Source organism: Hydrogenophaga sp. SL48, from assembly GCF_021729865.1.
In the GTDB taxonomy this organism is placed as follows: domain Bacteria; phylum Pseudomonadota; class Gammaproteobacteria; order Burkholderiales; family Burkholderiaceae_C; genus Hydrogenophaga.
Genome location: NZ_CP063400.1, coordinates 4,502,334 through 4,528,543, shown reverse-complemented (window position 1 = coordinate 4,528,543; position 26,210 = coordinate 4,502,334). Strand labels below are relative to the sequence as shown.

Annotated in this window: 29 protein-coding genes; 17 read left to right on the top strand and 12 right to left on the bottom strand. The window is 66.7% G+C overall.

Features of this window, described 5'->3' with window-relative positions; all coding sequences use genetic code 11:
- Positions 1–6: 6 nt before the first annotated feature.
- The 8 genes from IM738_RS21430 to IM738_RS21395 all read left to right on the top strand — a co-directional run bounded on the left by IM738_RS21430 (position 7) and on the right by IM738_RS21395 (position 7,358).
- Complete coding sequence (locus IM738_RS21430) at positions 7–1,203, top strand: acyl-CoA dehydrogenase (RefSeq protein WP_236963051.1); 1,197 nt, start codon at positions 7–9, stop codon at positions 1,201–1,203.
- Complete coding sequence (locus IM738_RS21425; protein ID WP_236963050.1) at positions 1,200–2,414, top strand: CaiB/BaiF CoA transferase family protein; 1,215 nt, start codon at positions 1,200–1,202, stop codon at positions 2,412–2,414. The genes IM738_RS21430 and IM738_RS21425 overlap by 4 nt, the downstream gene beginning before the upstream one ends.
- 58 nt (positions 2,415–2,472) lie before the next feature.
- A complete protein-coding gene (locus IM738_RS21420) occupies positions 2,473–3,339 on the top strand; it encodes a fumarylacetoacetate hydrolase family protein (RefSeq protein WP_236963049.1) in 867 nt (288 codons plus the stop codon).
- A gap of 39 nt (positions 3,340–3,378) precedes the next feature.
- On the top strand, positions 3,379–4,362 hold the full coding sequence (locus IM738_RS21415) for a Bug family tripartite tricarboxylate transporter substrate binding protein (protein ID WP_236963048.1): 984 nt from the start codon (positions 3,379–3,381) through the stop codon (positions 4,360–4,362).
- A gap of 170 nt (positions 4,363–4,532) precedes the next feature.
- The gene (locus IM738_RS21410; RefSeq protein ID WP_236963047.1) at positions 4,533–5,081 is read left to right on the top strand and encodes a VOC family protein; all 549 of its coding nucleotides are present in this window, start codon (positions 4,533–4,535) and stop codon (positions 5,079–5,081) included.
- Complete coding sequence (locus IM738_RS21405; RefSeq protein ID WP_236963046.1) at positions 5,081–6,526, top strand: aldehyde dehydrogenase family protein; 1,446 nt, start codon at positions 5,081–5,083, stop codon at positions 6,524–6,526. Before IM738_RS21410 ends, IM738_RS21405 begins: the two co-directional genes overlap by 1 nt.
- A 25-nt stretch (positions 6,527–6,551) precedes the next feature.
- Positions 6,552–7,142, top strand: coding sequence for a malonic semialdehyde reductase (locus tag IM738_RS21400; protein WP_236963045.1), 591 nt, complete (start codon positions 6,552–6,554; stop codon positions 7,140–7,142).
- Positions 7,143–7,151: 9 nt separating this feature from the next.
- A complete protein-coding gene (locus IM738_RS21395) occupies positions 7,152–7,358 on the top strand; it encodes a tautomerase family protein (RefSeq protein ID WP_066253099.1) in 207 nt (68 codons plus the stop codon).
- A 14-nt stretch (positions 7,359–7,372) separates the two neighbouring features.
- Here IM738_RS21395 and IM738_RS21390 read toward each other — a convergent pair whose 3' ends face one another.
- The 9 genes from IM738_RS21390 to IM738_RS21350 form a co-directional block, all read right to left on the bottom strand.
- The gene (locus tag IM738_RS21390; protein ID WP_236963044.1) at positions 7,373–8,317 is read right to left on the bottom strand and encodes a prenyltransferase; all 945 of its coding nucleotides are present in this window, start codon (positions 8,315–8,317) and stop codon (positions 7,373–7,375) included.
- A gap of 147 nt (positions 8,318–8,464) precedes the next feature.
- Positions 8,465–10,303, bottom strand: coding sequence for a hypothetical protein (locus IM738_RS21385; RefSeq protein WP_236963043.1), 1,839 nt, complete (start codon positions 10,301–10,303; stop codon positions 8,465–8,467).
- 236 nt (positions 10,304–10,539) lie between these two features.
- Positions 10,540–10,902, bottom strand: coding sequence for a hypothetical protein (locus IM738_RS21380; RefSeq protein WP_236963042.1), 363 nt, complete (start codon positions 10,900–10,902; stop codon positions 10,540–10,542).
- Between the two features lie 72 nt (positions 10,903–10,974).
- Complete coding sequence (locus tag IM738_RS21375) at positions 10,975–11,130, bottom strand: hypothetical protein (protein WP_236963041.1); 156 nt, start codon at positions 11,128–11,130, stop codon at positions 10,975–10,977.
- Between the two features lie 27 nt (positions 11,131–11,157).
- Positions 11,158–11,322 carry a hypothetical protein gene (locus IM738_RS21370; RefSeq protein ID WP_236963040.1) on the bottom strand — a complete coding sequence of 55 codons (165 nt, stop codon included), beginning with the start codon at positions 11,320–11,322 and terminating at the stop codon, positions 11,158–11,160.
- Positions 11,323–11,472: 150 nt separating this feature from the next.
- Positions 11,473–12,087: a hypothetical protein gene (locus IM738_RS21365; protein ID WP_236963039.1), complete on the bottom strand. Its 615-nt coding sequence runs from the start codon at positions 12,085–12,087 to the stop codon at positions 11,473–11,475.
- The gene (locus IM738_RS21360) at positions 12,084–13,769 is read right to left on the bottom strand and encodes a type IV secretion system protein (protein ID WP_236963038.1); all 1,686 of its coding nucleotides are present in this window, start codon (positions 13,767–13,769) and stop codon (positions 12,084–12,086) included. Before IM738_RS21360 ends, IM738_RS21365 begins: the two co-directional genes overlap by 4 nt.
- A gap of 90 nt (positions 13,770–13,859) precedes the next feature.
- On the bottom strand, positions 13,860–14,495 hold the full coding sequence (locus IM738_RS21355) for a hypothetical protein (RefSeq protein ID WP_236963037.1): 636 nt from the start codon (positions 14,493–14,495) through the stop codon (positions 13,860–13,862).
- A gap of 10 nt (positions 14,496–14,505) precedes the next feature.
- Positions 14,506–14,883 carry a hypothetical protein gene (locus IM738_RS21350; RefSeq protein ID WP_236963036.1) on the bottom strand — a complete coding sequence of 126 codons (378 nt, stop codon included), beginning with the start codon at positions 14,881–14,883 and terminating at the stop codon, positions 14,506–14,508.
- A 293-nt stretch (positions 14,884–15,176) separates the two neighbouring features.
- Between IM738_RS21350 and minC the strand changes: the two genes are divergently transcribed.
- From minC to infA, 9 genes are all read left to right on the top strand, one after another.
- Positions 15,177–15,938, top strand: coding sequence for a septum site-determining protein MinC (minC, locus tag IM738_RS21345; RefSeq protein WP_236963035.1), 762 nt, complete (start codon positions 15,177–15,179; stop codon positions 15,936–15,938).
- Positions 15,939–16,153: 215 nt separating this feature from the next.
- A complete protein-coding gene (gene minD, locus IM738_RS21340) occupies positions 16,154–16,969 on the top strand; it encodes a septum site-determining protein MinD (RefSeq protein ID WP_236963034.1) in 816 nt (271 codons plus the stop codon).
- 3 nt (positions 16,970–16,972) lie between these two features.
- Positions 16,973–17,233, top strand: coding sequence for a cell division topological specificity factor MinE (gene minE / locus IM738_RS21335; protein ID WP_236963033.1), 261 nt, complete (start codon positions 16,973–16,975; stop codon positions 17,231–17,233).
- 38 nt (positions 17,234–17,271) lie between these two features.
- Positions 17,272–17,712, top strand: a complete 441-nt coding sequence (locus tag IM738_RS21330; RefSeq protein WP_236963032.1) for an acyl-CoA thioesterase — start codon at positions 17,272–17,274, stop codon at positions 17,710–17,712.
- 40 nt (positions 17,713–17,752) lie between these two features.
- Positions 17,753–19,456: an ABC1 kinase family protein gene (locus tag IM738_RS21325; protein WP_236963031.1), complete on the top strand. Its 1,704-nt coding sequence runs from the start codon at positions 17,753–17,755 to the stop codon at positions 19,454–19,456.
- Between the two features lie 38 nt (positions 19,457–19,494).
- Positions 19,495–20,988, top strand: coding sequence for a M48 family metalloprotease (locus tag IM738_RS21320; protein WP_236963030.1), 1,494 nt, complete (start codon positions 19,495–19,497; stop codon positions 20,986–20,988).
- Positions 20,985–21,755, top strand: a complete 771-nt coding sequence (locus IM738_RS21315; RefSeq protein WP_236963029.1) for a hypothetical protein — start codon at positions 20,985–20,987, stop codon at positions 21,753–21,755. Before IM738_RS21320 ends, IM738_RS21315 begins: the two co-directional genes overlap by 4 nt.
- A gap of 370 nt (positions 21,756–22,125) precedes the next feature.
- Complete coding sequence (locus IM738_RS21310; protein WP_236963028.1) at positions 22,126–22,425, top strand: hypothetical protein; 300 nt, start codon at positions 22,126–22,128, stop codon at positions 22,423–22,425.
- Positions 22,426–22,441: 16 nt separating this feature from the next.
- Positions 22,442–22,696, top strand: coding sequence for a translation initiation factor IF-1 (gene infA, locus IM738_RS21305; protein ID WP_077330802.1), 255 nt, complete (start codon positions 22,442–22,444; stop codon positions 22,694–22,696).
- Positions 22,697–22,726: 30 nt separating this feature from the next.
- Here infA and IM738_RS21300 read toward each other — a convergent pair whose 3' ends face one another.
- The 3 genes from IM738_RS21300 to IM738_RS21290 form a co-directional block, all read right to left on the bottom strand.
- A complete protein-coding gene (locus tag IM738_RS21300; RefSeq protein WP_236963027.1) occupies positions 22,727–23,530 on the bottom strand; it encodes an SDR family NAD(P)-dependent oxidoreductase in 804 nt (267 codons plus the stop codon).
- Between the two features lie 133 nt (positions 23,531–23,663).
- Positions 23,664–24,770: a 3-deoxy-7-phosphoheptulonate synthase gene (locus IM738_RS21295; RefSeq protein WP_236963026.1), complete on the bottom strand. Its 1,107-nt coding sequence runs from the start codon at positions 24,768–24,770 to the stop codon at positions 23,664–23,666.
- A gap of 37 nt (positions 24,771–24,807) precedes the next feature.
- Positions 24,808–26,085, bottom strand: a complete 1,278-nt coding sequence (locus IM738_RS21290; protein ID WP_236963025.1) for a GAF domain-containing protein — start codon at positions 26,083–26,085, stop codon at positions 24,808–24,810.
- Between the last annotated feature and the right edge of the window lie 125 nt (positions 26,086–26,210).

Genomic DNA, 26,210 nt, shown 5'->3' with positions numbered 1-26,210 from the left:
TCATCCATGCCCACCACGCCCTTCCTCTGGGACGATCCGTTCCTGCTTGAACAACAGCTCGACGCCGACGAGCGCGCGGTGCGCGACGCCGCCGCGGCGTATGCGCAATCCGAGCTCGCGCCGCGCGTGCTGATGGCCTTTCGCGAAGGCCGCACCGACCCCGCCCTGTTCCGCGAAATGGGCGCCCTCGGCCTGCTCGGGGCCACGCTGCCGACCACCCACGGCGGCGCGGGCCTGAACCACGTGTGCTACGGGCTGATCGCCCGCGAGATCGAGCGCGTGGACTCGGGCTACCGCACCATGCTCAGCGTGCAGTCCAGCCTGGTGATGCTGCCCATCCACGCGTTTGGCAGCGATGAACAGCGCCAGCGATACCTGCCGCGCCTCGCCTCGGGCGAGTGGATTGGCTGCTTCGGCCTCACCGAACCCGACAGCGGCTCCGACCCGGCGAGCCTGTCCACCCGCGCCACCCGCGTGCCCGGCGGCTTCAGCCTGAGCGGCGCCAAGATGTGGATCACCAACAGCCCCATCGCCGATGTGTTCGTGGTCTGGGCCCAACTGGCCGACGAGGACAGCGGGCGGAACCAGATCCGCGGCTTCATCCTGGAAAAGGGCTGGAAGGGCCTGAGCGCACCCGTGATCGAGGGCAAGGTCGGCATGCGGGCCTCGGTCACCGGCCAGATCGTGATGGACGCGGTGTTCGTGCCGGACGAGAACCTGCTGCCCGGCGTGCGCGGCCTGAAGGGCCCGTTCACCTGCCTGGACAGCGCGCGCTACGGCATCGCCTGGGGCGCGTTCGGCGCGGCCGAAGACTGCTGGCACCGCGCGCGCCGCTACGTGCTCGACCGCCAGCAGTTCGGCCGCCCGCTCGCAGCCAACCAGCTGGTGCAGAAGAAGCTCGCCGACATGCAGACCGAGATCGCGCTGGGGCTGCAGGGTTGCCTACGCTTTGGCCGCATGAAGGACGCGGGCACCGCCTCGGTGGAGCTCACCAGCATGCTCAAGCGCAACAGCTGCGGCAAGGCGCTGGACATCGCCCGCGTCGCGCGCGACATGCTCGGCGGCAACGGCATCAGCGACGAATACGGCGTGGCCCGCCACCTGGTGAACCTGGAGGTGGTCAACACCTACGAAGGCACGCACGACATCCACGCGCTGATCCTCGGTCGCGCACAGACCGGCCTGCAGGCGTTTGCATCATGACCCAAGCATCCACCACCACCGACGGCGCGCTCTCGCACCTGAAGGTGCTCGACCTCTCGCGCGTGCTCGCCGGCCCCTGGGCCAGCCAGATGCTGGCCGACATGGGCGCCGAGGTGATCAAGATCGAGCACCCGGAGCGCGGCGACGACACGCGCGGCTGGGGCCCGCCCTACCTGAAGGACCCGCAGGGCAACGACCTCGAATCGGCCTACTTCCTGTGCACCAACCGCAACAAGCAGTCGGTCGCGCTCGACATGGCCACACCCGAGGGCCAGCGCCAGATCCGCGAGCTGGCGCTGCGCGCCGACGTGCTGATCGAGAACTTCAAGGTCGGCGGCCTGGCGCGCTACGGGCTGGACCACGCCACCCTGAGCGCGCTCAACCCGCGCCTGATCTACTGCTCGATCACCGGCTTCGGCCAGACCGGCCCCTACGCGCAGCGCCCCGGCTACGACTTCATGGTGCAGGGCATGGGCGGGCTGATGAGCCTGACCGGTGTGCCCGACGGTGAAGACGGCGCCGGCCCGATGAAGGTGGGTGTGGCGCTGACCGACGTGCTCACCGGCCTGCACGCGGTGGCCGGCATCCTGGCCGCAGTCGCCTGGCGCGAGCGCTCGGGCCTGGGCCAGCACATCGACCTGGCCCTGCTGGACGTGCAGGTGGCGTGCCTGGCCAACCAGGCGCTCAGCCACCTGGTGACTGGCCAGTCGCCGCGCCGCCTGGGCAACGCCCACCCGAGCATCGTGCCCTACCAGTCCTTCCCCACCGCCGACGGCGAGATGATCCTGGCCGTCGGCAACGACAGCCAGTTCGCCTCGCTGTGCCATGAAGCGGGGCACGCCGGGTGGGCCGCCGATCCGCGTTTCGCCACCAACGCTGCGCGCGTGGCGCACCGCGGCGAGCTGGTGCCGCTGCTGCGCCAGGTGACGGTGCAGCGCAGCACGGCGCAGTGGATCGAAGCGCTGGAGAAAGCCAACGTGCCCTGCGGTCCGATCAACACGCTGGAGCAGGTGTTTGCCGACCCGCAGGTGCAGGCGCGCGGCCTGCGCGTGGACCTGCCGCACCCGCTCGCGGGCACGGCCCCGGCGGTGGCCAGCCCGCTGCGCTTTTCGCGCACGCCGGTGCAGTACCGCTGGGCCGCGCCCGCGCTGGGCGCCCACACCGAACCGATACTGGCGCGCCTGCGGGAATCCTCTGTGCCAGACGCCTGATCTTTTTGTCCACGGGGCAACGTCCCCTTCCTCTCATCTCACTTTTTGAAAGCACCCCATGAAACTGCTGTCGTTTGAACACCAAGGCCAAGCCTCCTGGGGCGCCGTCGTCGGCGAACACGTCGCCGATCTGGGCCGCGCCTACCCGCAATACCCCACGCTGCAGGCCTACATCGCGGCGGGCCGCACGCCGCACGCGGCCGCCGACACCGCGAGAGTGCCGGCCGATCTGCCGCTCTCCAGCATCCGTTTCCTGCCGGTGATCCCCCACCCCGAAAAAATCGTCTGCGCGATCCGCAACTACCACGACCACCACCGCGAGGTCGTGGCCGCCGGCCTCGACCGTGAGCTGTCCGAATTTCCGCCGATCTTCCTGCGCGTCTGGCGCTCGCAGGTGGCGCACGGCCAGCCCATCCTGCGCCCGCACTGCTCGGATTCGCTGGACTGGGAAGGCGAGCTGGCCGTGGTGATCGGCAAGCCCGGCCGCAACATCCCGGAGGCCCGCGCGCACGAGCACATCGCCGGTTATTCGATCTACAACGACGCCAGCATCCGCGAGTGGCAGTTCCACGCCAAGTCGATCTGCGCGGGCAAGAACTTCGAGTCCACCGGCGCCTTCGGGCCCTGGATGGTCACGGCCGATCAGATCGCGCCCGACCGCCCGCTCAAGCTGGTCACCCGCCTCAGCGGCGAGCAGATGCAGTCCACCACCACCGACGACATGATCTTTTCGGTGGCGCAGCAGATCGCCTACGCCTCGACCATCTTCACCCTGGTGCCGGGCGACGTCATCGTCACCGGCACGCCTGGCGGCGTGGGCTGGAGCAAGAAGCCGCCGCGCTTCATGGTGCCGGGCGATGTGGTGGAGGTCGAGATCGAAGGCATCGGCATCCTGCGCAACACCATCGAACAGGCCCCGCAGTAACCCCAGGCAATCAGCCTCAAAAACACAGGAGACAAGACCATGACCAAGAACCCGTTCACCTCTTTCGGCGCCGCCCTGGCGCTGGCGCTGCCGCTGGCGTTGCCCACTGTCGCCGGCGCACAGACCTACCCCGATCGCCCCGTGAAGGTGCTGCACGGCTTCGCCGCGGGCGGCAACGCCGACGCGGTGGCGCGCCTGGTGGGCGCGGAAATGGCCAAGGGCCTGGGCCAGCCGCTGGTGATCGAGCCCAAGGCCGGCGCCGGCGGCACCATCGCGGCGGCCACGGTGGCCTCGGCCAAACCCGATGGCTACAACCTGCTGCTGGCCACCGGCGGCCACGCCATCGCGGGTGTGCTCTATGACAAGCTGCCCTACGACACCGCCAAGTCCTTCCAGCCGATCTCGGCGCTGACCTCGTTCCCGTTCCTGGTGGTGGTCAACGCCGCCAGCCCGCACAACAGCCTGGGTGACCTGCTCAAGGCGGCCAAGGCCCGGCCCAACCCCATGACCTTCGGTTCGGCCGGCATCGGCACCGGGCAGCACATGACGGGCGAGCTGCTGGCCAACCGCGCCGGCGCGGCCTTCACCCACGTGCCCTACCGCGGCGAGAGCGCGTCGGTGACCGCGCTGCTGGGCAACGAGGTGGACTTCGTCGTGATCGCGCCGACCACCGCCCTGCCGCAGGTCAAGGCCGGCAAGCTGCGCGCGCTCGGCACCTCGGGCAGCGCCCGCTGGAGCGGCCTGCCCGACGTGCCCACGGTGGCCGAACAGGGCGTGCCCAACTTCGAGGTGCGTTCCTGGACCGCGCTGCTGGCGCCGGCCGGCACGCCGCAGCCGGTGATCGATCGCCTGAACGCGCAGGTCACCACCGCGCTGCAAGACGCCACTCTGCGCGGCAAGCTGGCCGAGGCCACCGGCGGCGACGTGCACGCCAGCACGCCGAAGGAACTGCAGGCCACCATCGAGGGCGACCTCAAGCGCTGGGCGCAGCTGGTCAAGGACGCCAAGATCCAGAAGGATTAAGAAATCACCCCCCGCGCCGCTTCGCGTCACCCCCCTCTCTCGCCTTCGGCGGGAGGGGGACGGCACCAGAGGCCCGGCAAAGCCGGTTCCTCGGTGCCCCCGGTTGGCGTTGTTGTATGCGTCGCGGGTCGCGCTTCGGCGCCGTGAAGAACTGAGAAGGACCCCTATCTATGAATGTCACCCGCCCCACCCCCGCCCACTTTGGCTTCTTCGTCTACGACCTGGACAAGATGGTGAATTTCTACACCCAGGTGTTCAAGCTCACCATCACCGACGAAGGCCTGGGCAAGAACTTTGGCAACCGGCTGGTCTTCATGAGCGCCTCCGAAGACCAGCACCACCAGATCGTGCTGTCCGAGGGTCGCTCGGCCGAGTCCAAGGTCAGCACCATCATGCAGGTGTCGTTCCTGGTGCCCGACCTGGCCGAGCTGCGCTGGAACCGCGACAAGGCCGAGGCCCTGGGCGCCTATGAGATGCGCCCCATGAACCACGGCAACGCCTGGTCGCTGTACTACTTCGATCCCGAGGGCAACCGGGTCGAGGTCTACCTGGACACGCCGTACTACGTCAACCAGCCCTACGGCACGCCGCTCGATCTGAGCAAGAGCGAAGATCAGCTGCTGGCCGAGACCTTCGCCATGGTGCGCGACGACCCGAGCTACATGCCGCTGGCCGAGTGGCAGGCGCGCTTTCGCCAGCGCGGCGCGGGGCGCGCGTGATGACGCTGGGACACAACTTCATCGGTGGTGAGTGGGTGGCGGGCGCGCGCAGCGTGCGCAACATCAACCCCTCGGACACGCGCGACGTGATCGGCGAGTACGCGTTGGCCGACATGGCGCAAGCGCGGGCGGCGGTGGCTGCGGCGGCGGCGGCGTTCCCCGCCTGGTCGCTGTCGGGGCCGCAGCAGCGTTGTGACGTGCTGGACAAGGCGGGCAGCGAGATCCTGGCGCGCAGCGCCGAACTCGGCGACCTGCTGGCGCGCGAAGAGGGCAAGACCCTGCCGGAAGCGGTGGGCGAAGTGGTGCGCGCCGGACAGATCTTCAAGTTCTTCGCCGGTGAGGCGCTGCGCCAGCGCGGCGAGCTGCTGGCCTCGGTGCGGCCGGGCATCTCGGTCGAGGTCACGCGCGAACCGCTGGGTGTGGTGAGCCTGATCACGCCCTGGAACTTCCCCATCGCGATCCCCGCCTGGAAGATCGCGCCCGCGCTGGCCTTCGGCAACTGCGTGGTGTTCAAGCCCGCCGAGCTGGTGCCCGGCTCGGCCTGGGCGCTGGCCGACATCCTCTCGCGCAGCGGCCTGCCGGCGGGGGTGTTCAATCTGGTGATGGGTTCGGGCGCGGAGATCGGCCCGGCGCTGGTGGACGATCCGCGCGTGGCCGGCGTGAGCTTCACCGGCTCGGTGGCCACCGGCCGCCGCCTGGCTGTGGCCTGCGCGGCGCGCGGCGCCAAACACCAGCTGGAGATGGGCGGCAAGAACCCGCTGATCGTGCTCGACGACGCCGACCTGGCGGTGGCGGTGAACTGTGCGGTGATGGGCTCGTTCTATTCCACCGGCCAGCGCTGCACGGCGTCGAGCCGGCTGATCGTCTCCGAGGGCATCCACGACCGTTTCGTGGCGGCCGTGGTGGAGCGCCTGAAGCAGCTCAAGGTGGACGACGCGCGCAGCCCCGGTACCGACATCGGTCCGGTGGTCGACGAGCGGCAGCTCGCGGTGGACCTGGACTACATCCGCATCGCGCAGGCCGAAGGCGCCACGCTGGCGTTTGGCGGCGAGCACCGCGCCACCAGTGACTCGGGTCAGCCCGGCCACTACCTCACCCCGGCGCTGTTCACCGACACACACAACGCCATGCGCATCAGCCGCGAGGAGGTGTTCGGGCCGGTGGCCAACGTGATCCGTGCACGCGACTACGACGAGGCCCTGGCGCTGGCCAACGACACGCCGTTCGGCCTGTCCAGCGGCCTGTGCACCACCAGCCTCAAACACGCCACCCACTTCAAGCGGCAGGCGCAAGCGGGCATGGTGATGGTCAATGCGCCCACGGCGGGTGTTGATTACCACGTGCCGTTCGGCGGGCGCAAAGGCTCCAGCGTCGGCCCGCGCGAGCAGGGCAGCCATGCCGCCGAGTTCTACACCACGGTCAAGACGGCCTACACCGCGGCCTGACCACTCCAACCCCCCTCGAAGACCCATGACCAACCCACCGACCTCCCCCGCCGAACAGGCGTTTTCAGCCGCTCGGACGTTTTCAAAATTCCGCGACGAGCCGATCAGCGACGAAACCCTGAAGGCGCTCTACGAACTCGCCAAATGGGGCCCCACAGCCTCCAACTGTCAGCCCGCGCGCTACGTGTTCGTGCGCAGCGCCGAGGCCAAGGAGAAGCTGCGCGCCTGCCTGTCGCCGGGCAACGTGGACAAGGTCATGGGCGCGCCCGTGACCGTGATCGTGGCGCAGGACAGCCGGTTTCACGAGCACTTGGCGACCCAGTTCCCCCACATGCCCACGGCCGCCGCGCCCTATGACAACAACCCCGCGCTCGCGCAGACGGTGGGCTTGCGCAACAGCAGCCTGCAGGGCGCCTACCTGATGGTGGCCGCGCGCCTGCTGGGCCTGGACTGCGGCCCCATGAGCGGCTTCGACGCCGAGGCACTGGACCGTTGCTTCTTTCCCGACGGCCGTCACCGCTCGAACTTCCTGGTCAACCTCGGCCATGGCGATACCTCGACCTTGCGCCCGCGCGGTCCCCGGCTGGCGTTCGACACCGTCGCCACCATCGAATAGGAGAACCCCATGCCATTCATCGACGTCAAGATCATCGAGGGCGTGCTGCCCGACGACAAGAAACACGCGCTCATCGCGGCCATCACCGAAGCCGTGGTCCAGGTCGGCGGCGAGGGCTTCCGGCCCATGACGCGCTGCGTGATCCAGGAGATTCGCAGCGGCTGGTGGGGTTCCGGTGGCAAACCGCTGACCACGGAAGACGCCCGGCCCAAATGACCTGGCCGAGCGCCTCAGTGCAGGCGCGCCAGCCACGCGAAACCCGCGGCCATGCCCAGGCCGTGCAGCAAGGTGGCGGCGACGGTGAGCGCCAGCGCGGCCTTGAGGCGTTCGGTCTGGTGGCGCCGCCGCCAGAGCAGCCACGCGGCGGCCAGCGAGACCGGCAGCGACACCAGGCCCCAGAGCGCCTCCCTGGGCGGGATCAACAGCCCCGCACTGAGCACCAGCCATCCGTGGGCGCCCACCACCAGTCCGGCATACAGCCCGGCGGCCCCGGTGGGGCCGAGCCGCACCACCAGCGTGCGTTTGCCCACCCGGGCATCGGCCGTGGCGTCGGGGAACCCGTTGATCAGCAGCAGCGCCGCCACCATCAGCGCAAAACCCAGCGCCGCGCTCGCCGGGATCACGAAAAACTGGCGCCGTTGCACGTAATCGGCCCCGATCACCACCAGAAACCACACCAGCGCCACCGCCAGCTCGCCCAGGCCGCGCGACATCAGCTTGAGCGGCGGCGCCGAATAGGCCCAGGCCAGCAACAGCCCGGCCATGCCCAGCAGCAACACGCCGCCGCCGGTCTTCACCGCCAGCAGCAGGCCAGCCGGCACCAGGAACAGCAGCAGGCCTTTGGCCAGATCGGCGGTGTCGCGCTCGCTCACGCGGCCGTTCTGGATCAGCCGCGAACCGCCCGTGAACGGAAAAATGCCCCCGGTGTTGGCGGCGTCGGCGCCGTTGCGCGCGTCGTGCAGGTCGTTGAGCACGTTGCCCGTCGCGTGGGCCAGCACCGCCAGCCCGGTGGCGGCCAGCGCCAGCCAGGGGTCCAATCCGCAACCGCAGGCCGCGGCGGTGGCCGTGCCCAGCGCGCAGCCCACCACCGTGAGCAGCAGAAAGGCCGGGCGCGTCATGCGCACCCAGGTCAACAGGGAGGGGGTGGTCCGGGGTTCGAGAGCGTCGGGCGTCATGGCATCCCAGTATGGGCGTCCAAGAGCCCGGCTGCCTTGACGTTTGTCTGGCCCGCACACCGGCGCTGGCACCAACGGTGAAGGGGGTGGTGCGTGATCGACGCTGTTCATGGAATGAGCAGCGTCAGGTCCAGGGCCGTCAAACGCTCAAGCCATGGCGCGCTGCGGCGCCTCATGCTGTGGTTCTCGAGCCAACGACGACTCCCGGCCCGGGCTGCGTTCCCCTGTCTGTTCCCGCACCTGCGTCTGGGCCACCGCGTGGGCGCGCTCCAGGTGCTGGTCGGCGCTCTGGCTCTGTGCGGCCTTCACGCTGAACTCGCTGACGGGCGCGCGCTCCTGCACCACCGCCACGCGCTCGCCGTCCTTGCTCAGGTGAAACGCGCGCACGTCGCCCCGGTGCGCGTGTTGCTGGGCATGGCCCACGGCGGCCGCGCTGACACGGTCGATCTGTTCAGGGCTGTGGCCCCGCGCGCTCAGGGCCGGTCCGAGCTGAGTCTGTGCGAGCTGGTGGTGGCGCGCCTGCTGCGGTGAGAGATCGGCCTGGGGGCTCGTTGATGTCGTCGTTGATGTCGCCTTGGGCCTCAGTTCGGCCGGCAGTTCGGGCAGCTTCATGCCGCGCTCTTGCATGCTTTCGCGGATCGCGCCCAAGTGGCCGGTGTCGCGCCAAAGTTCGTTGAGCCCGTCCTTTACCCGCCCAGCCTGTCGCTCTTGCGCCAGGGCTTTGGGCCAGCCCTGGTCGACGTTGTTGTGTGAGTCCTTGTTGACCGCCAGCGCCAAAACGGCTTGGCGGCCCTGGGCCACCTCGCCCACATACTGGCCGTGTTTCTCGGCCAACTGCTGGTTGCTCAGAGCCCGGTAGTTCTCCACCGGCTGGTGGGGCAGGGCGCGCGGGTAGCGCTCGTGCACGGCGTCGCTCAAAGCGCCACGCGCTGCGTCGGCGGGGCGCTTGCCCGCGTCGATGTGTTTCGCCAGCGCGTCGTTGATGTCGTCCTTGTCCACCTTGGGGTACTTCGCGTGGGTCTGCTCCCAGGCTTTGTCGATGCCGGCACGGGCTTCGAAGGTGCGGCCGTTGCGCTCGGCTTCCGTGCTGAATGTTTCGCTGGTCTCGTTCAAGCGGGTCTTCAGCTGGGCGCGTTTGGCGGGGTCGGTTTCGCTCTGCAGGTCTTGCTTCAGGCTGTTGACCTGGCCGAGCAAGCGGCCTTCCTTTGACACGTGGTAGTAGCCCAGTTCACCGACCTCGCGGCCCAGCGCCTTGCTCCACCGCTGCAGGCGCGAGTCTTCGTAGAGCTTCTCGGCGCCGTAGGCGGCCACCCCGCCGGTGGCCAGGCCACCGACCACGGGGCCGACCGGGCCGGTGACGGGGCTGGTGAGCGTGCCGGCGGCGGCACCGGGGATCGCGCCGACAGTGGCGGCAGCGCCGGTGACCACGGCCTTGGTGCCCTGGTTGACCGCTTCCTCGCTGCCGCGAACCCACTGCTCGCGGTTGGAGCGTGCGGTGTCGATGGCAGTCTCGATCTGGCCTTTGGCGTCAAAGGCGCCGTAGACCGTGCCGGCGATGCCTGCGCCTTTGACGGTGTGGGTGAAGGTGCGGGCGCTGGTCGAGTGGGGCGTGGTGTGGTCGGGAGACTTCTGCAGCGGGACGTGCAGGCGGTTGTCGACTGTTTTGACGAACTCGGCGGGTTCGTAGAGATTGCGGTTGGGTGTCAGGTACTGGCGTGCGCCGCCAGGCTTGGTGACTTTTCCGTCCAGCTCGCTGGTCGGCGCAACGGTGTTGACGAAGGCTTCGGTGGGGGCCTTCGGGGTGATTTTGTAGACGTCGTATTGCGGCGATTCGCTGGCGATGGGCAGAGCGAAATGGTCTGAAAGATTCTTGCCTTCTTTCACTGCGGCATCGAGATCGGCTTCCTTGGCCCAGAAGGGGGAGAAGGGCGAAGGTTGCTGGCCTTTGGGGACGATCTTGACCAAGGGCTCGTCGATGGTCTCCATGCGGGGGAGTTCTCGGCCGGAGGTGATCTGGTCGATAGCCCGTTGCTGGAGATCAACCAGTGGCGTGGCCGGTGACGCTTCATGCAACCGATCAAGATACAACTCACCTTCCACCGTCTCGAGAAAATTTCGGGCAGCCTCTTGGCCTACCCCATGGGTCACAAAAGTCTTCGCCTTTGAGACGACCTCTTCCTCGTACCGCTTTTTGAGAGCATCAGGGGTCAGCTCATGCTCTCTCATGAGGCTTCCCCTGTGCCATTCGATTTGGCGGCAATGCGAGCTGCGAACTTGGCAAGGATCCGCTTGTCTTGCTCGGTCAACCCGCCTTCCATTTCAATCGCAAACGCCACATAGGCGCTTTCGATGCTTGGATTTTCGTAGTCCCGGTACAGGCCCTCGGCAGACACAGCCCAGCGCGAAGGAATGTCCTGTCGATCGGACACAGGCACGAGAACCCTGCCCGCCTTGGCGTCCTCGATCAAGGATCGAAGGCCCTGGTACAGCGACTGCACCGCAGCCTCACCCGGGTATTGCTGACACACCCACTCCAGGCGTTCGGCGGCAGCCTTGAGTTTGATCGGATCGATTTTTTGAGCCACGTCAGATCTCCTTGGTTATCAATGGCGTTCGTTGATTTTTGACGGGGTAGTCGTGTGCCATGAACAGATCCCTCAGTCTTGGCCCATGCGGAAGAAGTCAGCCAACTCATCCACCCCAAATTCGTGGCGACAGCCGCTCATCAGCATTTTTTTCTCCTTCAACTTGGCAATCAACGCAGTGTCGCCAGTGGCTTCGGCGGCCCTGACTTCAGCAGCGGCTTCTGTCATGTAATGGCTAAGTGCATCTTCGAGGCGCTATATCGCTTCTTCAAACTGATCAGCCCGCTGTTCCCTGCTCATGCCCGGTCGAAGGCCCACCTTCTTGAGACCTTCCTGCAAATCAGCGATCAGCTCCGGGTAGTCCTTGAGCGCGTCCTGCAAGACCTTGGGCACAGGTGGGTGTTCGGTGAAGGGGGGCATTTCGGCTTCTTGAATTGGTGTTGGATTCTCAACGGGCGTGTTCGCTTTTGGCTGCTGGGCCAGGGCGCCAGCGGTATTGAAACGGGTATGTTGCAGAGGCCACGGTTGACTCGTCCCGCACGGTTTTTCTTGACCGCTGTTTGGTCTCGGTCAAAACGCAGCCGAACGGTTCAGATCAATCACCTGAAACTCCCGCTGCCCCTGCCCGTTGACCCCCGCGTTGATCAACTTCATCGCGTTCGCGGGCGCACATTGCGCTTCTTTCATGCGCGGGTGCGGTTGAAGCAAGGCCTTGTCCATGCGGCTCATCTTCGTGATGCGCTGATCCACCACATCAACGACCCACCAATCGCCTTCGAGCCAAGGCAAACCTGGCTCAATCCATGCTTGGGCGCTGGCCAGACTCGCGGCGTTGAGATATGGCAACAAACCCGCCGCGCTCGCGCTGGCCGGAACGAAACACCGAAACCGCACCGTCTTGCTTTTGTGAGCACCCAGGGATTCCCGTTCCTGAAGTACCTCCTGCAACAAGGAATCGCTCAGAGGACCATTGACCCAGAGACGCCACCAATGCCAGTGATGGGCTGCCACAAAGAAAAGCATGGCCAACAGCGCCACGCGAAGCGAAAGCCGCCATTGCCAGAGAAACACTTCTTGAAGCGTCCAGCGCTCGGCTTTGAGCGAAGCCTGCTGCAAAACGCCGATGCTCCACAAGACCAGTGCCCCCAGCCCTGCTGCAAGCTGCTTTGCGAGGCCGCTGCTCATCTTCCAGTGCGATCGGGCATCGAAGGCCGAGGTGCAACGGGGTTGCGCACCTCTCGCGCTGCAACGTCATACGCCGCCGGTCCACCGGTCGGAGGCACTGTTTTAGCCACTCCAGTGGGAGGCAACGAGTGCACCGGGGTGGCGACCGACGCACCAACCGATGACCCCGATGAAGAACCGTTTCCGAGGGGGCTTTCTGCCTTTGTGGAGTGGCTGTAGGCGGCGCCAGCGTGTTGAGAAGTTGCTGTGCCGCCAACCGAGCCGCCATCAGCGCCTACGGAGAAATGCCCGCCCCTGCCCAAACTCGGATCATTGCGCAGTTGCTGCGCGGTTTCGGCCGTTTCGTACACCCCCGTGGCTTTGTTCTCACGCAGCTCACCACTGGTGGCCAAGTCCTGCTGCTGCCGCTGTGCCTGTCGCAAACCAGGCGCGCTCCCCATCGCCTCGACAGAGGCGTGGCCTCTGGAGCCCGCGCCCAGCGGGCGCGCACCACCCCAGAGGCCATTGGCTCCTGCCCCGCCCATCGGTTGAGCGCTCTTGGCGGCAATGCTCTGCTGAATCTGGTGATTGAGCGCCGACGACCCAGCCGCCGTGCCGCCTTCGTTCGTGCCGCCCGAGTGTCCCAGCGCAGGGTGGCCCGATGCGCCGGCAGAGCTTGCTGCGCCGCCACCCGCCCCGCCATCCTTCTGCATCGCCTGCATCATGGCCGCCGTGCCGCCGCCCACCGCGCCAGCCAAGGCATTGGCGGCAAACGAAGCTCCAGAATTGAAAAAACCCATGATCACCGGCGGAATCATCAGCAACAGCGCACTGGAGAGAGCGCCCATCATGCCCATGCGCATGGCGCTCCCGGCAATGTCCACCGAAACCAGGCTGCCCAACGCCGACCCATTGAGGAAAAATGCCGCAATCACCATTGCGCCATACGCCATCATCATCTTGAGCAAGACGCCGCCCACCAACACCAGCACCGCCAGCGAAAACATGGTGCCCAGCAAATAACGCGTCCAGCTCCAGAACTTCCCCGCCGTTTGCTGAAACAGCAGAAAGAAGATGAACACGGGCGACAACATGATGGCCAACGTGATGAACACCTCAGCCGCCAGCGCGTAAGCCGAGATCACCATCGCAGGCCCGGCCTGCCCGACCATACCGGCAATCGTCGTCATGGATTTTCCATCGGCCCCGGCTTGCTGCCCACCCACCAATCCATCGACCAATGCGTTGAACATCAGCGCCAGGCCCACATTGAGGTCCACGGTGCGGTAGATGTCGGTGCCCTCGCCCACAATGGCGGCGGTGATCAGCGCCTGAAAATTCAGCACTGTTTCGGCTATGAACGGCGATTGGCGTGCCACCAACGCCACCAGCGAAAGAATCAGTACCATCTTGCCGGTTTGCAAAGCCAGCGCCAGAATCGGTTTCCGATTGCTGCCCGAAATGATCATGAAACCCTGGTACGCCACCCAAATGGTCATGATCACGGTGGACATGTAGGTCAAGGCTTTGCCCAGCTGCGCCGCTACCTGATCACGGTAGGTTCCAATGAGCATCTCGTCCACGAGATATTCCCGAATCTCGCAAACAAACAAGGCATCGTTGAGTTTGCTGATGTAGGTGTTGTCCACCCCCACCAAGGCGGTCAAGAAGAAGGCAGGAAGAGCGGCAGATGCGCAGGCCATGGAGTCACCCAATGTCAAATGGAGAAAAAATTGCCGCCTGCTTTCGACGGGGCATTAACGATGTCTGTGCAGCCGAGAAGAAGCCAAGCATTAATTTGAAGACTTCAATAGGCCGGAAGGAAATGGCACTGGGCCGAGTTTGAACACCGAATCCGGCTTGCGCGTGTCGCTCACCCGCCGCGCTTCCGCCATTTGCATTTCATAAACCCTTTCACGATCCCGGTAGCCACCGAGCAAGATTTCGAGCTTCATGGCGTCGGACTGCATCTGGGCTTGCAGGCCTTGCAGCTCGAAGTGGTAGCGCTGAAGAATGCCTGATTCTTTGCCGCTGTTGTTTCTCGCGTCTTTGATGGTTTGGTCAATTGTCTTTCGGCGTTCGTCCATCACTCCAAGAATGCTCTGCCGTTGCTTCAACGTTTGAATGCGAAGGTTGCGCAGGCCCACACATGCTGCAAAGTGTTGCGGGTTCAACTTCTCGTCACCACAATCTTGAACTGTGCCAATGTATTTCTTTTTGTCGGCATCCGTCAGCGAGCTGAGTTTGGCGAAATCAACATCCAGCTTTTCCAGCTTCACCGGCGATTCCAGATCTTTTAGGCTCGCAATGTTCGTGGCGCTAACGTTATTTATTTTTCGAACTTCTTTCAGCAATTCTTCATCATGCACAGCCCATTGAGCAAACGAAGAGCCAGAAAAAGTCAACAACAATATCAAAATCTTCTTCATAAGAGTTCTTTCAATCGTTGGGGTTAAAAGATTTTGTCAGCTCACCGCCCCCGATTTGCTTCCACTGAACACCGTTTACATAAAACTCACCAGAAGAGATCATTTTGGTGAAGGTTACATACAACCTTTGATTTCCAGAGCTCCATCCCCTTGAGAAATCACTGACGTCAAGAGGGGCCCCACCAACCGCCTTGTTGACCTCTTCATGGTCCATGCCTTCCAACACACGGTCGTAAGCCGCTCTCAAGTCCAACGCCGCCCCGTCGTCGTCGGCCCCTCCGCCGCCTCCACATGCCGCCAGCACCAAGGACGCAGTGCCACCAAGCGCCAAGCGGCCCAGCAGCCGCCGGCGGTTCAAAAAATGGGGGATGGGGGAGATGTGCTTCATGTCTTTTCCTGCCTGAGATGTGATTGCTTTGGATTGCTTTGAACGGATGAAATGCCCAAACCAGCGGCCAAGTTCAACACGGTCGTTGATTTGAGGCGCCCAGAGCATAGCCAACAAATACAGTCAATCGTATTACTGCCTGTCACATCTGACAGGGAAGTAATTACATTTTGTAAGCCGCTCGCATGTATTGGCGCGCAGCGCTTGTACGCCTTGAGCAGGCGGGTGGCTGGTAAACTGCCCGCTGCATTCGCCGGAGGGTCTCCGGCGTCACCCAGCCTCCGCACGGATACATGTCCACCATCCTCAGCGCCAGCGCTCCCACCGCCTTCGAAATCAAGAGCGCCAACCTGCCTTTGGTGGCCTTGCTGCTCAAATCCGCCGACCTCACCCGCCTGAGCGCCGAATTCGCCCAGCGCTTCGGTGACATTCCCGATTTTTTCGACCACGACCCGCTGGTCATCGACCTTTTCCCCCTGCAGGCCGCCGACCCCGGCGCCACCATCGACTTTGCCTCGCTGGTGGGCCTGTTGCGTGAACACCGCCTGAGCCCGCTGGCCGTGCGCGGCGGTGACGCCGGGCAGATGGCCCAGGCGGCCTCGGCCGGCCTGATCGCGGCGCCCGACGCGACGGTGCACCGCCCGATGCCGGCCGCGCCCGTCGAGGTGGCGCCAGCGCCCGAGCCCGCCGCATCCCCGGCGCCCGCCGCGGGCGCGATGGTGATCGACAAGCCCCTGCGCTCGGGTCAGCAGGTCTACGCACGCGGCCGTGACCTGGTGGTCATGGCCATGGTCAACCCCGGCGCCGAGGTGATCGCGGACGGCCACATCCATGTCTACGCCCCGCTGCGCGGCAAGGCCATCGCCGGCGCGCGCGGCAACGCCGACGCGCGCATCTTCGCGCTGGCCATGTCGCCCGAGCTGATTTCCATCGCCGGCATCTACCGCACCAGCGAAAAACCCCTGCCCCCCGAGGTGCAGGGCAAAGCCGCCCAGGTGCGCCTCACACCCGGCCCCGACGGCGACAAACTTGTCGTCGACGCCATCTCGGTTTAAGAGGCTGAGAGTCTTTCGTTCATGCCCGCTCACCACCCCAAAACACACCCGCTCGGCGTTGCAAATGCGCGCCATAGCCCGAGCTATGACTGTGCTTTGCGCCTTGATCGGGCGCGCCTTGGGGCGTTGCTCGGACACGCCCGAAAAACGCTCAGCCTCTGAGGCCGAAGCCCCCGACCACCGATTCCACCCCGATCCTGAAAGACCCCCTCACCATGACCAAAATCGTTGTCGTCACCTCCGGCAAAGGTGGCGTGGGCAAAACCACCACCAGCGCCAGCTTCGCCTCCGGCCTCGCCCTGCGCGGCCACAAGACCGCCGTGATCGACTTCGACGTCGGCCTGCGCAACCTCGACCTGATCATGGGCTGCGAACGCCGCGTGGTCTACGACCTGATCAACGTCATCCACGGGGAAGCCAACCTGAACCAGGCGCTGATCAAGGACAAGCAGTGCGACAACCTGTTCGTGCTCGCGGCCAGCCAGACGCGCGACAAGGACGCGCTCACGCAGGACGGCGTGGAAAAAGTGCTGTCCGACCTGTCCGAGATGGGTTTTGAATACATCGTCTGCGACTCGCCCGCCGGCATCGAGACCGGCGCGCTCATGGCCATGCACTTCGCCGACGAAGCGCTGATCGTGACCAACCCCGAGGTCTCCAGCGTGCGCGACTCCGACCGCATCCTGGGCATGTTGGGCAGCAAGACCAAACGCGCCATCGAAGGCAAGGAGCCGATCAAGGAACACCTGCTGATCACGCGCTACAACCCCACGCGCGTGGCCGACGGCCAGATGCTTTCGCTCGAAGACATCCAGGACATCCTGCGCATCAAGCTGATCGGCGTGATCCCCGAGAGCGAGAACGTGCTGACCGCGTCCAACCAGGGCATGCCGGCGATCCACCTCAAGGGCACCGACGTGGCCGAGGCCTACAGCGATGTGATCGACCGCTTCCTGGGCGGCGACAAGCCCCTGCGCTTCATCGACGCCGAGAAGCCCGGCTTCTTCAAGCGCCTGTTCGGGAGCAAATGAGCCATGTCCTTCCTGTCCTTCTTTCTGGGCGAGAAAAAGAAGACCGCCAGCGTCGCCAAGGAGCGCCTGCAGATCATCCTGGCGCACGAGCGCAGCGGTCGCAGCGCTTCTGAGCCCGACTACCTGCCCGCGCTGCAGCGCGAGCTGGTGGCCGTGATCAGCAAGTACATCAAGATCAACCAGGACGACATCAAGGTTCAGCTGGACCGCCAGGACAACCTCGACGTGCTGGAAGTCAAGATCGAGCTGCCCGACCGCAAGTGAACCCCGGGGCCTCCCAAGGCCCCGTTGTCTTTTTCCGCATGCCCCGCATCCAGTTCGAACTGCCCGACCGCTTCGTCTTCGCGACGGAGATCCAGATCTACATCAGCCACGTGAACCAGGGTGGGCACCTGGACAACGCCCAGTTGCTGACCCTGGTGTCCGAGGCGCGGGTGCGTTTTTTCAAGTCGCTCGGCCACCGCGAATCCGACGTGGCGGGTTGCCCCATCGTGGTGGGCGACCTTGTGGCCCAGTACAAATCCGAAGGCTTCCACGGCGAAACCATGCGCGTGCGCATGCTGCCGCAGGACCTCAGCCGCTGCGGCTTCGACCTGGTCTATTGCATGGACTGCGTCGAGACCGGCCGCGAGGTGGCGCGGGGCAAGATCGGCATCGTCTTCATTGACCGCGCGGCGCGCAAGCCTGCCCCGGTACCGCCGGCTTTCCTGGCCCAGCTGGCCGCGCTGCAGCCGGTGGCCTGAGCGGCTTCGGCGGACGGGTGAGCCGGTCTATCATGGCCGCATGCTGATCGAAACCCTGGGTGCCGCCCGCGACATGGGCCGTCTGAACGCCATCCTCGGCGTGCTGATCCGCCACGGCTTTGGCGACAGCGTGCGCCGCCTCGGCCTGGCCGACCGGCTGGAACAGGCGGGCCACGCCATCAAATGGGACCACGCCGCCGACCTGGCCCGGCTGGAGCCACCGGTGCAGCTGCGCCTCACGCTCGAAGAGCTCGGCCCCACCTTCGTCAAGCTCGGCCAGATCCTGGCCGGCCGTGCCGACCTGTTCGGCCCCGACTACATCGCCGAGTTTGAAAAACTGCACAGCAACGTGCCCGCGCTGCCGCTGGAGCAGCTGCGGCCCCAGCTGCGCGAAGACCTGGGTGGCGAGCCCGAAGACGTGTTCGCGCGCTTCGACGTGGAACCGCTGGCCGCCGCGAGCATCGCGCAGGTGCACCGCGCGCAGTTGCACGACGGCAGCGAGGTGATCGTCAAGATCCGCCGCCCCGGCATCACCGAGATCATCGAGGCCGACCTGCGCCTGCTCGCCCGCCTGGCCGCGCTGGCCGAGGCCGAGCTGCCGGCCTTGAAGCCCTACCGTCCACAACAGCTGGTGCGTGAACTCGCCCGTTCGCTGCAGCGCGAACTCGATCTGGCCAGCGAATGCCGCAGCGCCGAGCGCATCGCAGCGAACATGGTCGCCCTGCCCTGGATCGTGGTGCCCAAGGTGCACTGGGCGCACACCAAAGAACGCGTCAACGTGCAGGACTTCGTGGGGGGCGTCCCCGGCCACGACCTGGCCCGGCTCGACACCGAGGGGCTGGACCGCAACCTGCTCGCGCGGCGCGGCGCGCAGGCCGTGCTGAAGATGATCGTGGAAGACGGCTTCTTCCACGCCGACCCGCACCCCGGCAACGTGTTCTACCTCGACGGCAACCGCATCGCCTTCATCGACTTCGGCATGGTTGGCCGCCTTTCGGCACGCCGGCGCGAAGAGCTGCTGCAGCTGCTGCTGGGCCTGGTCGAACGCAACCCGCAGACGGTGGCCGACGTGCTGCTCGACTGGACCGGCGACGACCACGGCCTCAACCTGAGCGCGCTGGAAACCGAGATCGAAACCTTTGTGGACCAGTACCACGGTGCGCCGCTGGCCGAGCTCAACCTCGGGCAGATGCTGGGCGACGTCACCACCATCCTGCGCGAACACCACCTGGGTCTGCCGTCCGACATGGCCCTGCTCATCAAGGCCTTCATCACGCTCGAAGGCATGGGGCGCGGGCTCGACCCGGGGTTTCACATGACCACCGAGGCCCTGCCCATGCTCAAGCGCGTGGTGCGCGCACGCTACGAGCCCAAGGTGGTGGCGGGCCGTGCCTGGCAGACGCTGCGGCGCACGCTCGCCGTGGCCGAGCAGCTGCCGCACGACGTGTCGCGCCTGCTGCGCAACGCGCGCAGAGGCCGCGTGCACGTGGGCATCGATGTGGCGCACCTCAAGCGCGTGGGCGACCAGATCGACCGTGCCGCCAACCGGCTGACGATGGCGCTGGTGATCGCCGCGCTCATCGTCGGTTCGTCCATCGTCATGACGGTGCAGGGCGGTCCCACCCTGTTTGGCCTGCCCGCCTTTGGTTTCATCGGCTTCGCCAGCGCTTTTGCGGGTGGCCTGTGGCTGGTGCGCGCGATCTGGCGCAGCAGCAAGGGGCGCGACCTGCCCGACGGCGACTGACGCCCGTCCGCGTCCCACCCAACGAGGAGTCACCGCAGATGATCGTGAAACGCATGCTTCCCTTCGTGCTGGCGCTGGGCCTGCTGGTCGGCGGCTGCGGCACCACGGTGGTCAACCCGGTCACTGGCGAGTCCGAGCGCACCACCATGGATGAGTCCGCCGAGCTTGCCGAAGGCAAGAAGGCCCACGCCGAGGTGTTGAAGGAGTACGGCGTCTACCAGGACGCCCGCCTGCAGGCCTACGTGAACGAGGTCGGCCAGAAGCTGGCGAAACAATCGCACCGCGCCAACATCCCCTGGACCTTCACCGTGCTCGACAGCTCGGAGATCAACGCCTTTGCGCTGCCCGGTGGCTACGTCTACGTCACGCGCGGCATCCTGGCCTACATGGAGAACGAGGCCGACATGGCCGGTGTGATCGGCCACGAGATCGGCCACGTGACCGCCCGACACGGCGCCCAGCGCGCCACCCGCCAGCAGACCGCCGGCCTGGGCGTGCTCGCCGCCACCGTGCTCGGTGCGGTGCTCGAAAGCAAGGTCGGCGTGAGCGGCGGCACCGAGATGTTTGGCCAGATGGCGCAGGGCGTGGCCGCCGGCTACGTGGCGAAATACAGCCGCGAACAGGAGCTGCAGGCCGACACCCTCGGCGCCGAGTACCTCGCGCGCAGCCAGTACGACCCGCGCCACATGATCGACGTCATCCGCGTGCTCAAGCTGCAGGAAGCCTTTGCCATTGATGAAGCCCGCGCCGCCGGCCAGCCCGCGCCAGAACGCGACAGCTGGCTCTCGTCCCACCCCAGCAACGACCAGCGCCTGCAATCCATCAGCCAGAACGCCGCCAAATACCAGGGCACGTTCGCCTCCGATGGCAGCCAGCGGTTCATGCAGATGATCGACGGCGTGCGCTTCGGCGAAAGTCCCGAGCAGGGGCTCACGCGGGGGCAGAACTTCTACCACCCTGCCATGGGCATCACCATGGCCGCGCCCGCCGGCTGGCGCATCGAGAACGCGGCGGATGCCCTCACCTTCACCAGCCCACAGGGCGACGCCGCGCTGCGCGTGCTCGCCGTGCCCCCCAACGCCGGCAACACGCACGACGACATCATTCGCAACGCCCTCCAGCCCAGCGAAGGCAAAACCACGCGAGGCAACATCAACGGGTTCACCGCCACCCACTTCGTCGGTGCGCGAAAAGGGAGCAACGGCCAACCGCAGGCCCTTGAGGCCACGCTCGTGACCGGGCCGAAGCAGAACACCTTCGTGATGCTCTACCTCTCGGTGGACCCGGCCGCGCGCCAGCGCGCCATGCCCGGGATGATGGCCGCTGAAAAATCGTTCCGCGCGATGAACGCAGCCGACCAGCAGGCCGCCCGGCCCTGGGTCGTGCGCCTCGTGCCCTTTCCGCGCGGCGGCTTTGCCGAGCTGGCGCGCCAGTCGGCCGTGCCTGAAAAACGCCTGCAGCTGCTCAACGGCACCTATGGCCGCAGCGACCCGCCGGTGGGGCAGATGGTCAAGGTGGTGAAGGCGGAATGAGCGCTGCGCCCGACGACGGAAACGCTGGTCGAGAGGGGCTGGACGCCGCGACCCTTTTCCGCCCGCCGGCCCACGCCGGTGTCAGTGGCCTGTCGATCGGTCTGGTGCTCGCGGCGCTGGTGTTCGGCGCTTACGCCGTGTTCAACTGGCCGGGCTCACCCAAGACCCCCGTGCCCGCCCCGTCGCCATTACCTCTGCGCGCCACCGCGGAAATGCCCCCCGCCCGGCCGGCCTCGCTTGCGGCCGCTGCTGTGCCCACACCCGACACCTCAAACGCAGCCCGTCCACCCGCCAGCCCGCAGCGCTGTGACCACACGGGCCAGGTGCTCTACACCGACCAAGCCTGCCCGGGCGGATCGACGTCCCGGGGCGTGGACGTCTCCGACCCGCTCAACGCGGGCGGCGAGAGCATCACGCTCTACCGCTGCAAGGGGGCGGGGTTGGTCTGGTCCCGCGTGCATTGCCAGCACCGCGGCGCCTACGTCGTCCGGGCCTACACCGTGCCGGCCGACCTGCCCCTGGCCGACCAGATTGCCTTTGCGCGCCACCGCATGGCCGATCTCACCCCGCCACCACCGGCCCCTCAAGGCGGCGCGACCGTGGCGGCCCGGGCCCCCGACGACAAGGCCTGGCGTTGCAGGCGCCTCAAGGAAGAGATCGCCGCGCTGGACGCCTACGCCCGGCAGCCCTTGCCGCCGGGCGAACAGGACCGGGTGCGTTTTGAGCGAAGAACCGCCACAGATCAGCATTTCCGCCTGCGGTGCTGACACAAATATTCCGCATCGTGGTACATTACAGGGTTCGCCTTGGGCGACCGAGCACGTCAAGCGTCTGTGGATGCCCTGGCGTACCACCCCCGGCAGAGGGGTGGCCGGTCCAGCCCCTCCATCGCGAGCCGCGCCTGCTCCGCTCCCTCTTCGAGGGCGGTAACGTCGCAAATCCTTTCCCTGCTGTTGTGCCGATGCCCCTGCCGAGGGTCGTGCGCTGGTGCTACCGGGTTGCCTGCTCTGTCCTGCAATCTGGTGGTTCCTGGTTTTTCAGTTGGGCACCCCGGCGCTTGGGGCTGCCACATGTGTTTGTACGGGCGCTGACGGGGTCTGCTGCTTTGGCGGCGGTCCCAGCCCTTTGATGTTTTTGATGATTCATACGATTTCCACGACCACGCCTTCGCAAGGTCTTTCTTCTCTCACCCTGGGCCAGTACCGCATTGCGGCTGGCTCTCGCCCGCTGGACAGCGGGCGTTTTGCCGCACAGGTGTCCATCGCCAGCGGCTCCGGCAGCGCCTGTACCGCCCGTGTCATGCGTTTCCACGATGATTTCGCGACCCACGACGCTGCGGCCGACTACGCCGTGGCGCAGGGCATTGACTGGGTGAACGACGCACTCCGCGCGCGCGCCCGCCCCGGTGCCGCTGCGGCGCCTCAGATTTGTATTTGAAGCAAAGGAGCCACACATGGCCAAGGAAGAACTGATCGACATGATGGGCATCGTCAACGAGGTGCTGCCCGACACGCGCTTTCGTGTGACGCTGGACAACGGTCACCAGCTGATCGCCTACTCCGCCGGCAAGATGAAGAAGAACCACATCCGCATCCTCGCGGGTGACCGGGTCTCGCTCGAACTCTCGCCCTACGACCTGACCAAGGGCCGGATCAATTTCCGCCACATCGAAGGCCGCGGCCCGATCGTTCCGCGCAAGCCGCGCTGATCGAACCGCCCCTTTCGACGGCGGCCGGGCTCACATGCCCATGCCGCCGTCCACCGGCAGGCCCGCGCCGGTGATGAAGCGCGAGGCGCCGGAGCACAGGAAGACCACCGCGTCGGCCATGTCGCTCACGGTGCCCAGGCGCCCGAGCGGCGTCTGCTCGATGATCGCGCCGACGGCTTCTTCCGGTGTCGGGAAGAGCCCGGCCGTGACCACGTCGCCCGCGAGTTTCATGCCCATGTCGGTGGGCACCAGCCCCGGGTAGACGCAGTTCACCCGCACGCCATACCCCAGCTTGCCCGACTCCATCGCCGCCACACGCGTGAGCCGGTCCACCGCCGACTTGGTGGCCGAATAGCCCGCGATCGCCGGGAAGGCGATGGTGGCCGCCACCGACGACACGTTGACCACCACGCCGCCCTGCCCGGCCAGACCGCCCGGACGCATGGTGCGAAAGGCGTGCTTGAGGCCCAGCGCGGTGCCGACGATGTTGACGTCGAGCATGCGCCGCAGCGCGTCGGGTTCGATCTCGGTCACCAGGGCGGTGACCTCGACGCCGGCGTTGTTGATCAGGATGTCGAAGCCGCCGAAGGCGGTGTGGGTGGCGCTCACGGCCGTGAGCCAGCTGGCTTCGTCGGTCACGTCCAGGTTCACGAAAGCGGCCTGGGCGCCGGTGGTGGTCAGCGCGCGTGCGGTGTCCCGCCCCTCGTCCTCCAGCACGTCGCCGATCATCACCGCGGCCCCAGAGGCGGCCAGCGCCACCGCCATGCCGGCGCCCAGCCCCCGGGCGCCTCCGGTGACCAAGGCCTTGCGGCCCCTGAGATCGAAAACTGGCATGCAACCCTCCTGTGTCTGAATGAATGAAGGCCTGGGCGATGCCCGGGCCGACGGCACTCTAGCCAGAACCAGGGAACCGGGGGCGAAACCCCCTGTCGACATTGACGCAGCCGCCCGCTGGACGGGCGGTGGTTCAGCCCTGCAGGAGCGCGCGCCGCGCCCGCACCGCCGCCGCCAGGCCTTGCAGCACCGGCACGGTCTGTTCGAAACTGATGCAGGCGTCGGTCACGCTCACGCCGGGTTGCAGCGGCTGGCCGGGCACGATGTCCTGCCGGCCTTCGTTCAGGTGGCTTTCGATCATCACACCGGTGATGCGCGCGTCGCCCGCCGCGATCTGCTGCGCCACGTCGGCCGCCACCTCGATCTGCTTGCGGTGCTGCTTGCTGCTGTTGGCGTGCGAGACGTCGATCATCACCTGCTCGCGCAGGCCGGCGGCCCTGAGCAGCGCGCAGGCGGCGTCCACGTCGGCCTTCGCATAGTTGGGCTGCTTGCCGCCGCGCAGGATGATGTGGCAGTCCGCGTTGCCGCGCGTCTCGAAGATCGCGGCCTGGCCCATCTTGGTCATGCCCATGAAGGCGTGTGAGGCCTGCGCGGCCTGGATGGCGTCGCTCGCGACCTTGATGCCGCCGTCGGTGCCGTTCTTGAAACCCACCGGGCAGGAGAGGCCGCTGGCGAGCTGGCGGTGGCTCTGGCTCTCCGTCGTGCGCGCGCCGATGGCGCCCCAGCTCACCAGGTCGCTGATGAACTGCGGCGACAGCAGATCGAGGAATTCGGTGCCCACCGGCAGGCCGACCGCGAGCACGTCCAGCAGCAGCTGGCGCGCCAGTTCCAGCCCTTCGTTGATGGCGAAACTGCCGTCCAGGTGCGGGTCGTTGATGTAGCCCTTCCAGCCCACCGTGGTGCGCGGTTTCTCGAAGTACACACGCATGACGATCAGCAGCTCGCCACTCAGCGCGTCGGCCTGTTCTTTCAGCAGGCGCGCGTAGGCCATGGCCTGGCCGTGGTCGTGGATGGAGCAAGGTCCCACCACCACGATGAGACGGTGATCCTGCCCGTGCAGCACGCGCGAGAGCGCGGCGCGGCTGCCTTCCACCAGCGCCTGCGCGGCCGGCGGCGTGGGCAGCCACTCCTGCAGCAGCGCGGGCGTGATGAGCGGGCGCACCGCGCCGATGCGCAGGTCGTCAACGCGGGTGGTGTCGTGGGTGGACAGGGGGGTGGCGGTGTGGACGTGGTGGGGCATGCGCCGATTGTCGCAGCCCACCTCACACCCGTTGGCGTCAGTCCGTCGCAGGTTTGCGCAGGTGCCGGTAAACCAGGCCCCGGGAAACACCCAGCTGGCGGGCGGTCCTGGCGACGTTGCCGCCGTTGGCCTGCAGGCTGCGAACGATCAGCGCCTGCTGGGCCTCGGCCAGCGACGGCGCACCCGTGGGTGCGGCCGCGGCCGGCGCAGGCACGACACCGTTCGCCTCGGCGGCCTCATCGGCTTCATGGTGCTGCGCGGGTGCGTCGCGTTCGTGCGGTACCGACGTCGCCGGTGCCACGGGTGCCGGAGCGGCCGACCAGCCAACGCCGTGCGGGACGTCCACCCCGTCGGGCATGCGCAGCTCGACCTTCATCCAGATGCCCAGCCCGCTGGGCAGTTGCACCAGGCGCGCGCTCGGCGTGCCACACAGCGCCAGCAGCTGCCGCATCTCCAGCCCGAGCAGCTCGCCCACGCTGCCCTGCGGCTGCTTGGGGCCTCGTCCCAGCAGGCTGTGGCCGGTGGCGTTGAGCCAGACCACCTCGCCGTCGGTGGACACGCCGGCCAGCCCTTCCATTGGCGTGCCCAGCAAGGCCGGTGCGGCCTGGAAATGCAGCACCAGGTGCCGGTCCGACTGGGCCTGCAGCAGGCGGTTTTCGATCGAGGTGGCGAACACGCCGACCACCGAGGCCGCGTCAAAACCGAAGCCGCGCGATTCGGTGGACAGGTCGAGCACGCCCACCAGCCGGCCCTGCACGTCACGGATGGGCGCGGCCGCGCAGCGCATGTCCTGGAACATGTCGTAATAGTGTTCGCAGCCCAGCACCGTGCTGGCCAGGCCCGTGCGCACCACGATGCCGGGCGCGGTGGTGCCGATGTGGCCCTCGGCGAGGTTGACACCCACGCGCGAGGCGACGTTCAGGGTGCCCTGTCCGGGCTCGCGCGCGCCGTGGGTGACGTGCACGATCACGCCGGTGGCGTCGGTCAGCAGCACGCGGCACTGGGTGCCCGTGAGCGACGCTTCCAGTTGGTTCAGGTCCAGCTGCGCCGCGTCGAGCAACTCGCGGTTGCGCGCCAGCGTGGCGTTGAGCGAGGCGCGGCTCACCGGGTCCAGCGAGGGGCATTTGTGGCGGGTGTGGCCGAGCGACCGGCTGCGGCCCCACGACTGGATCACCGCCTCGCTCACCAGGCCCGAGGGCCGCACGTCTTCGTCGAAGAAGCGCTGGCGCGCGAGCGCGGCGCGCTGCTCCGGGGTCTGGAAAAACGGTTGCGCGGGCAGACCTTCGGTGGACAGCGTGCGGGGTGCGGTGCGCATGGGGATGGGGAACCGGGGGGGGCGGAAAGCCCGAGCTTCCGAAGCGGGGCGGCCCCGAACAAGCGGGTAAACCCGCATCGCTGTCGCGCGGGCAACCGGTGTTCCACGGCAGAACACTTCCATAA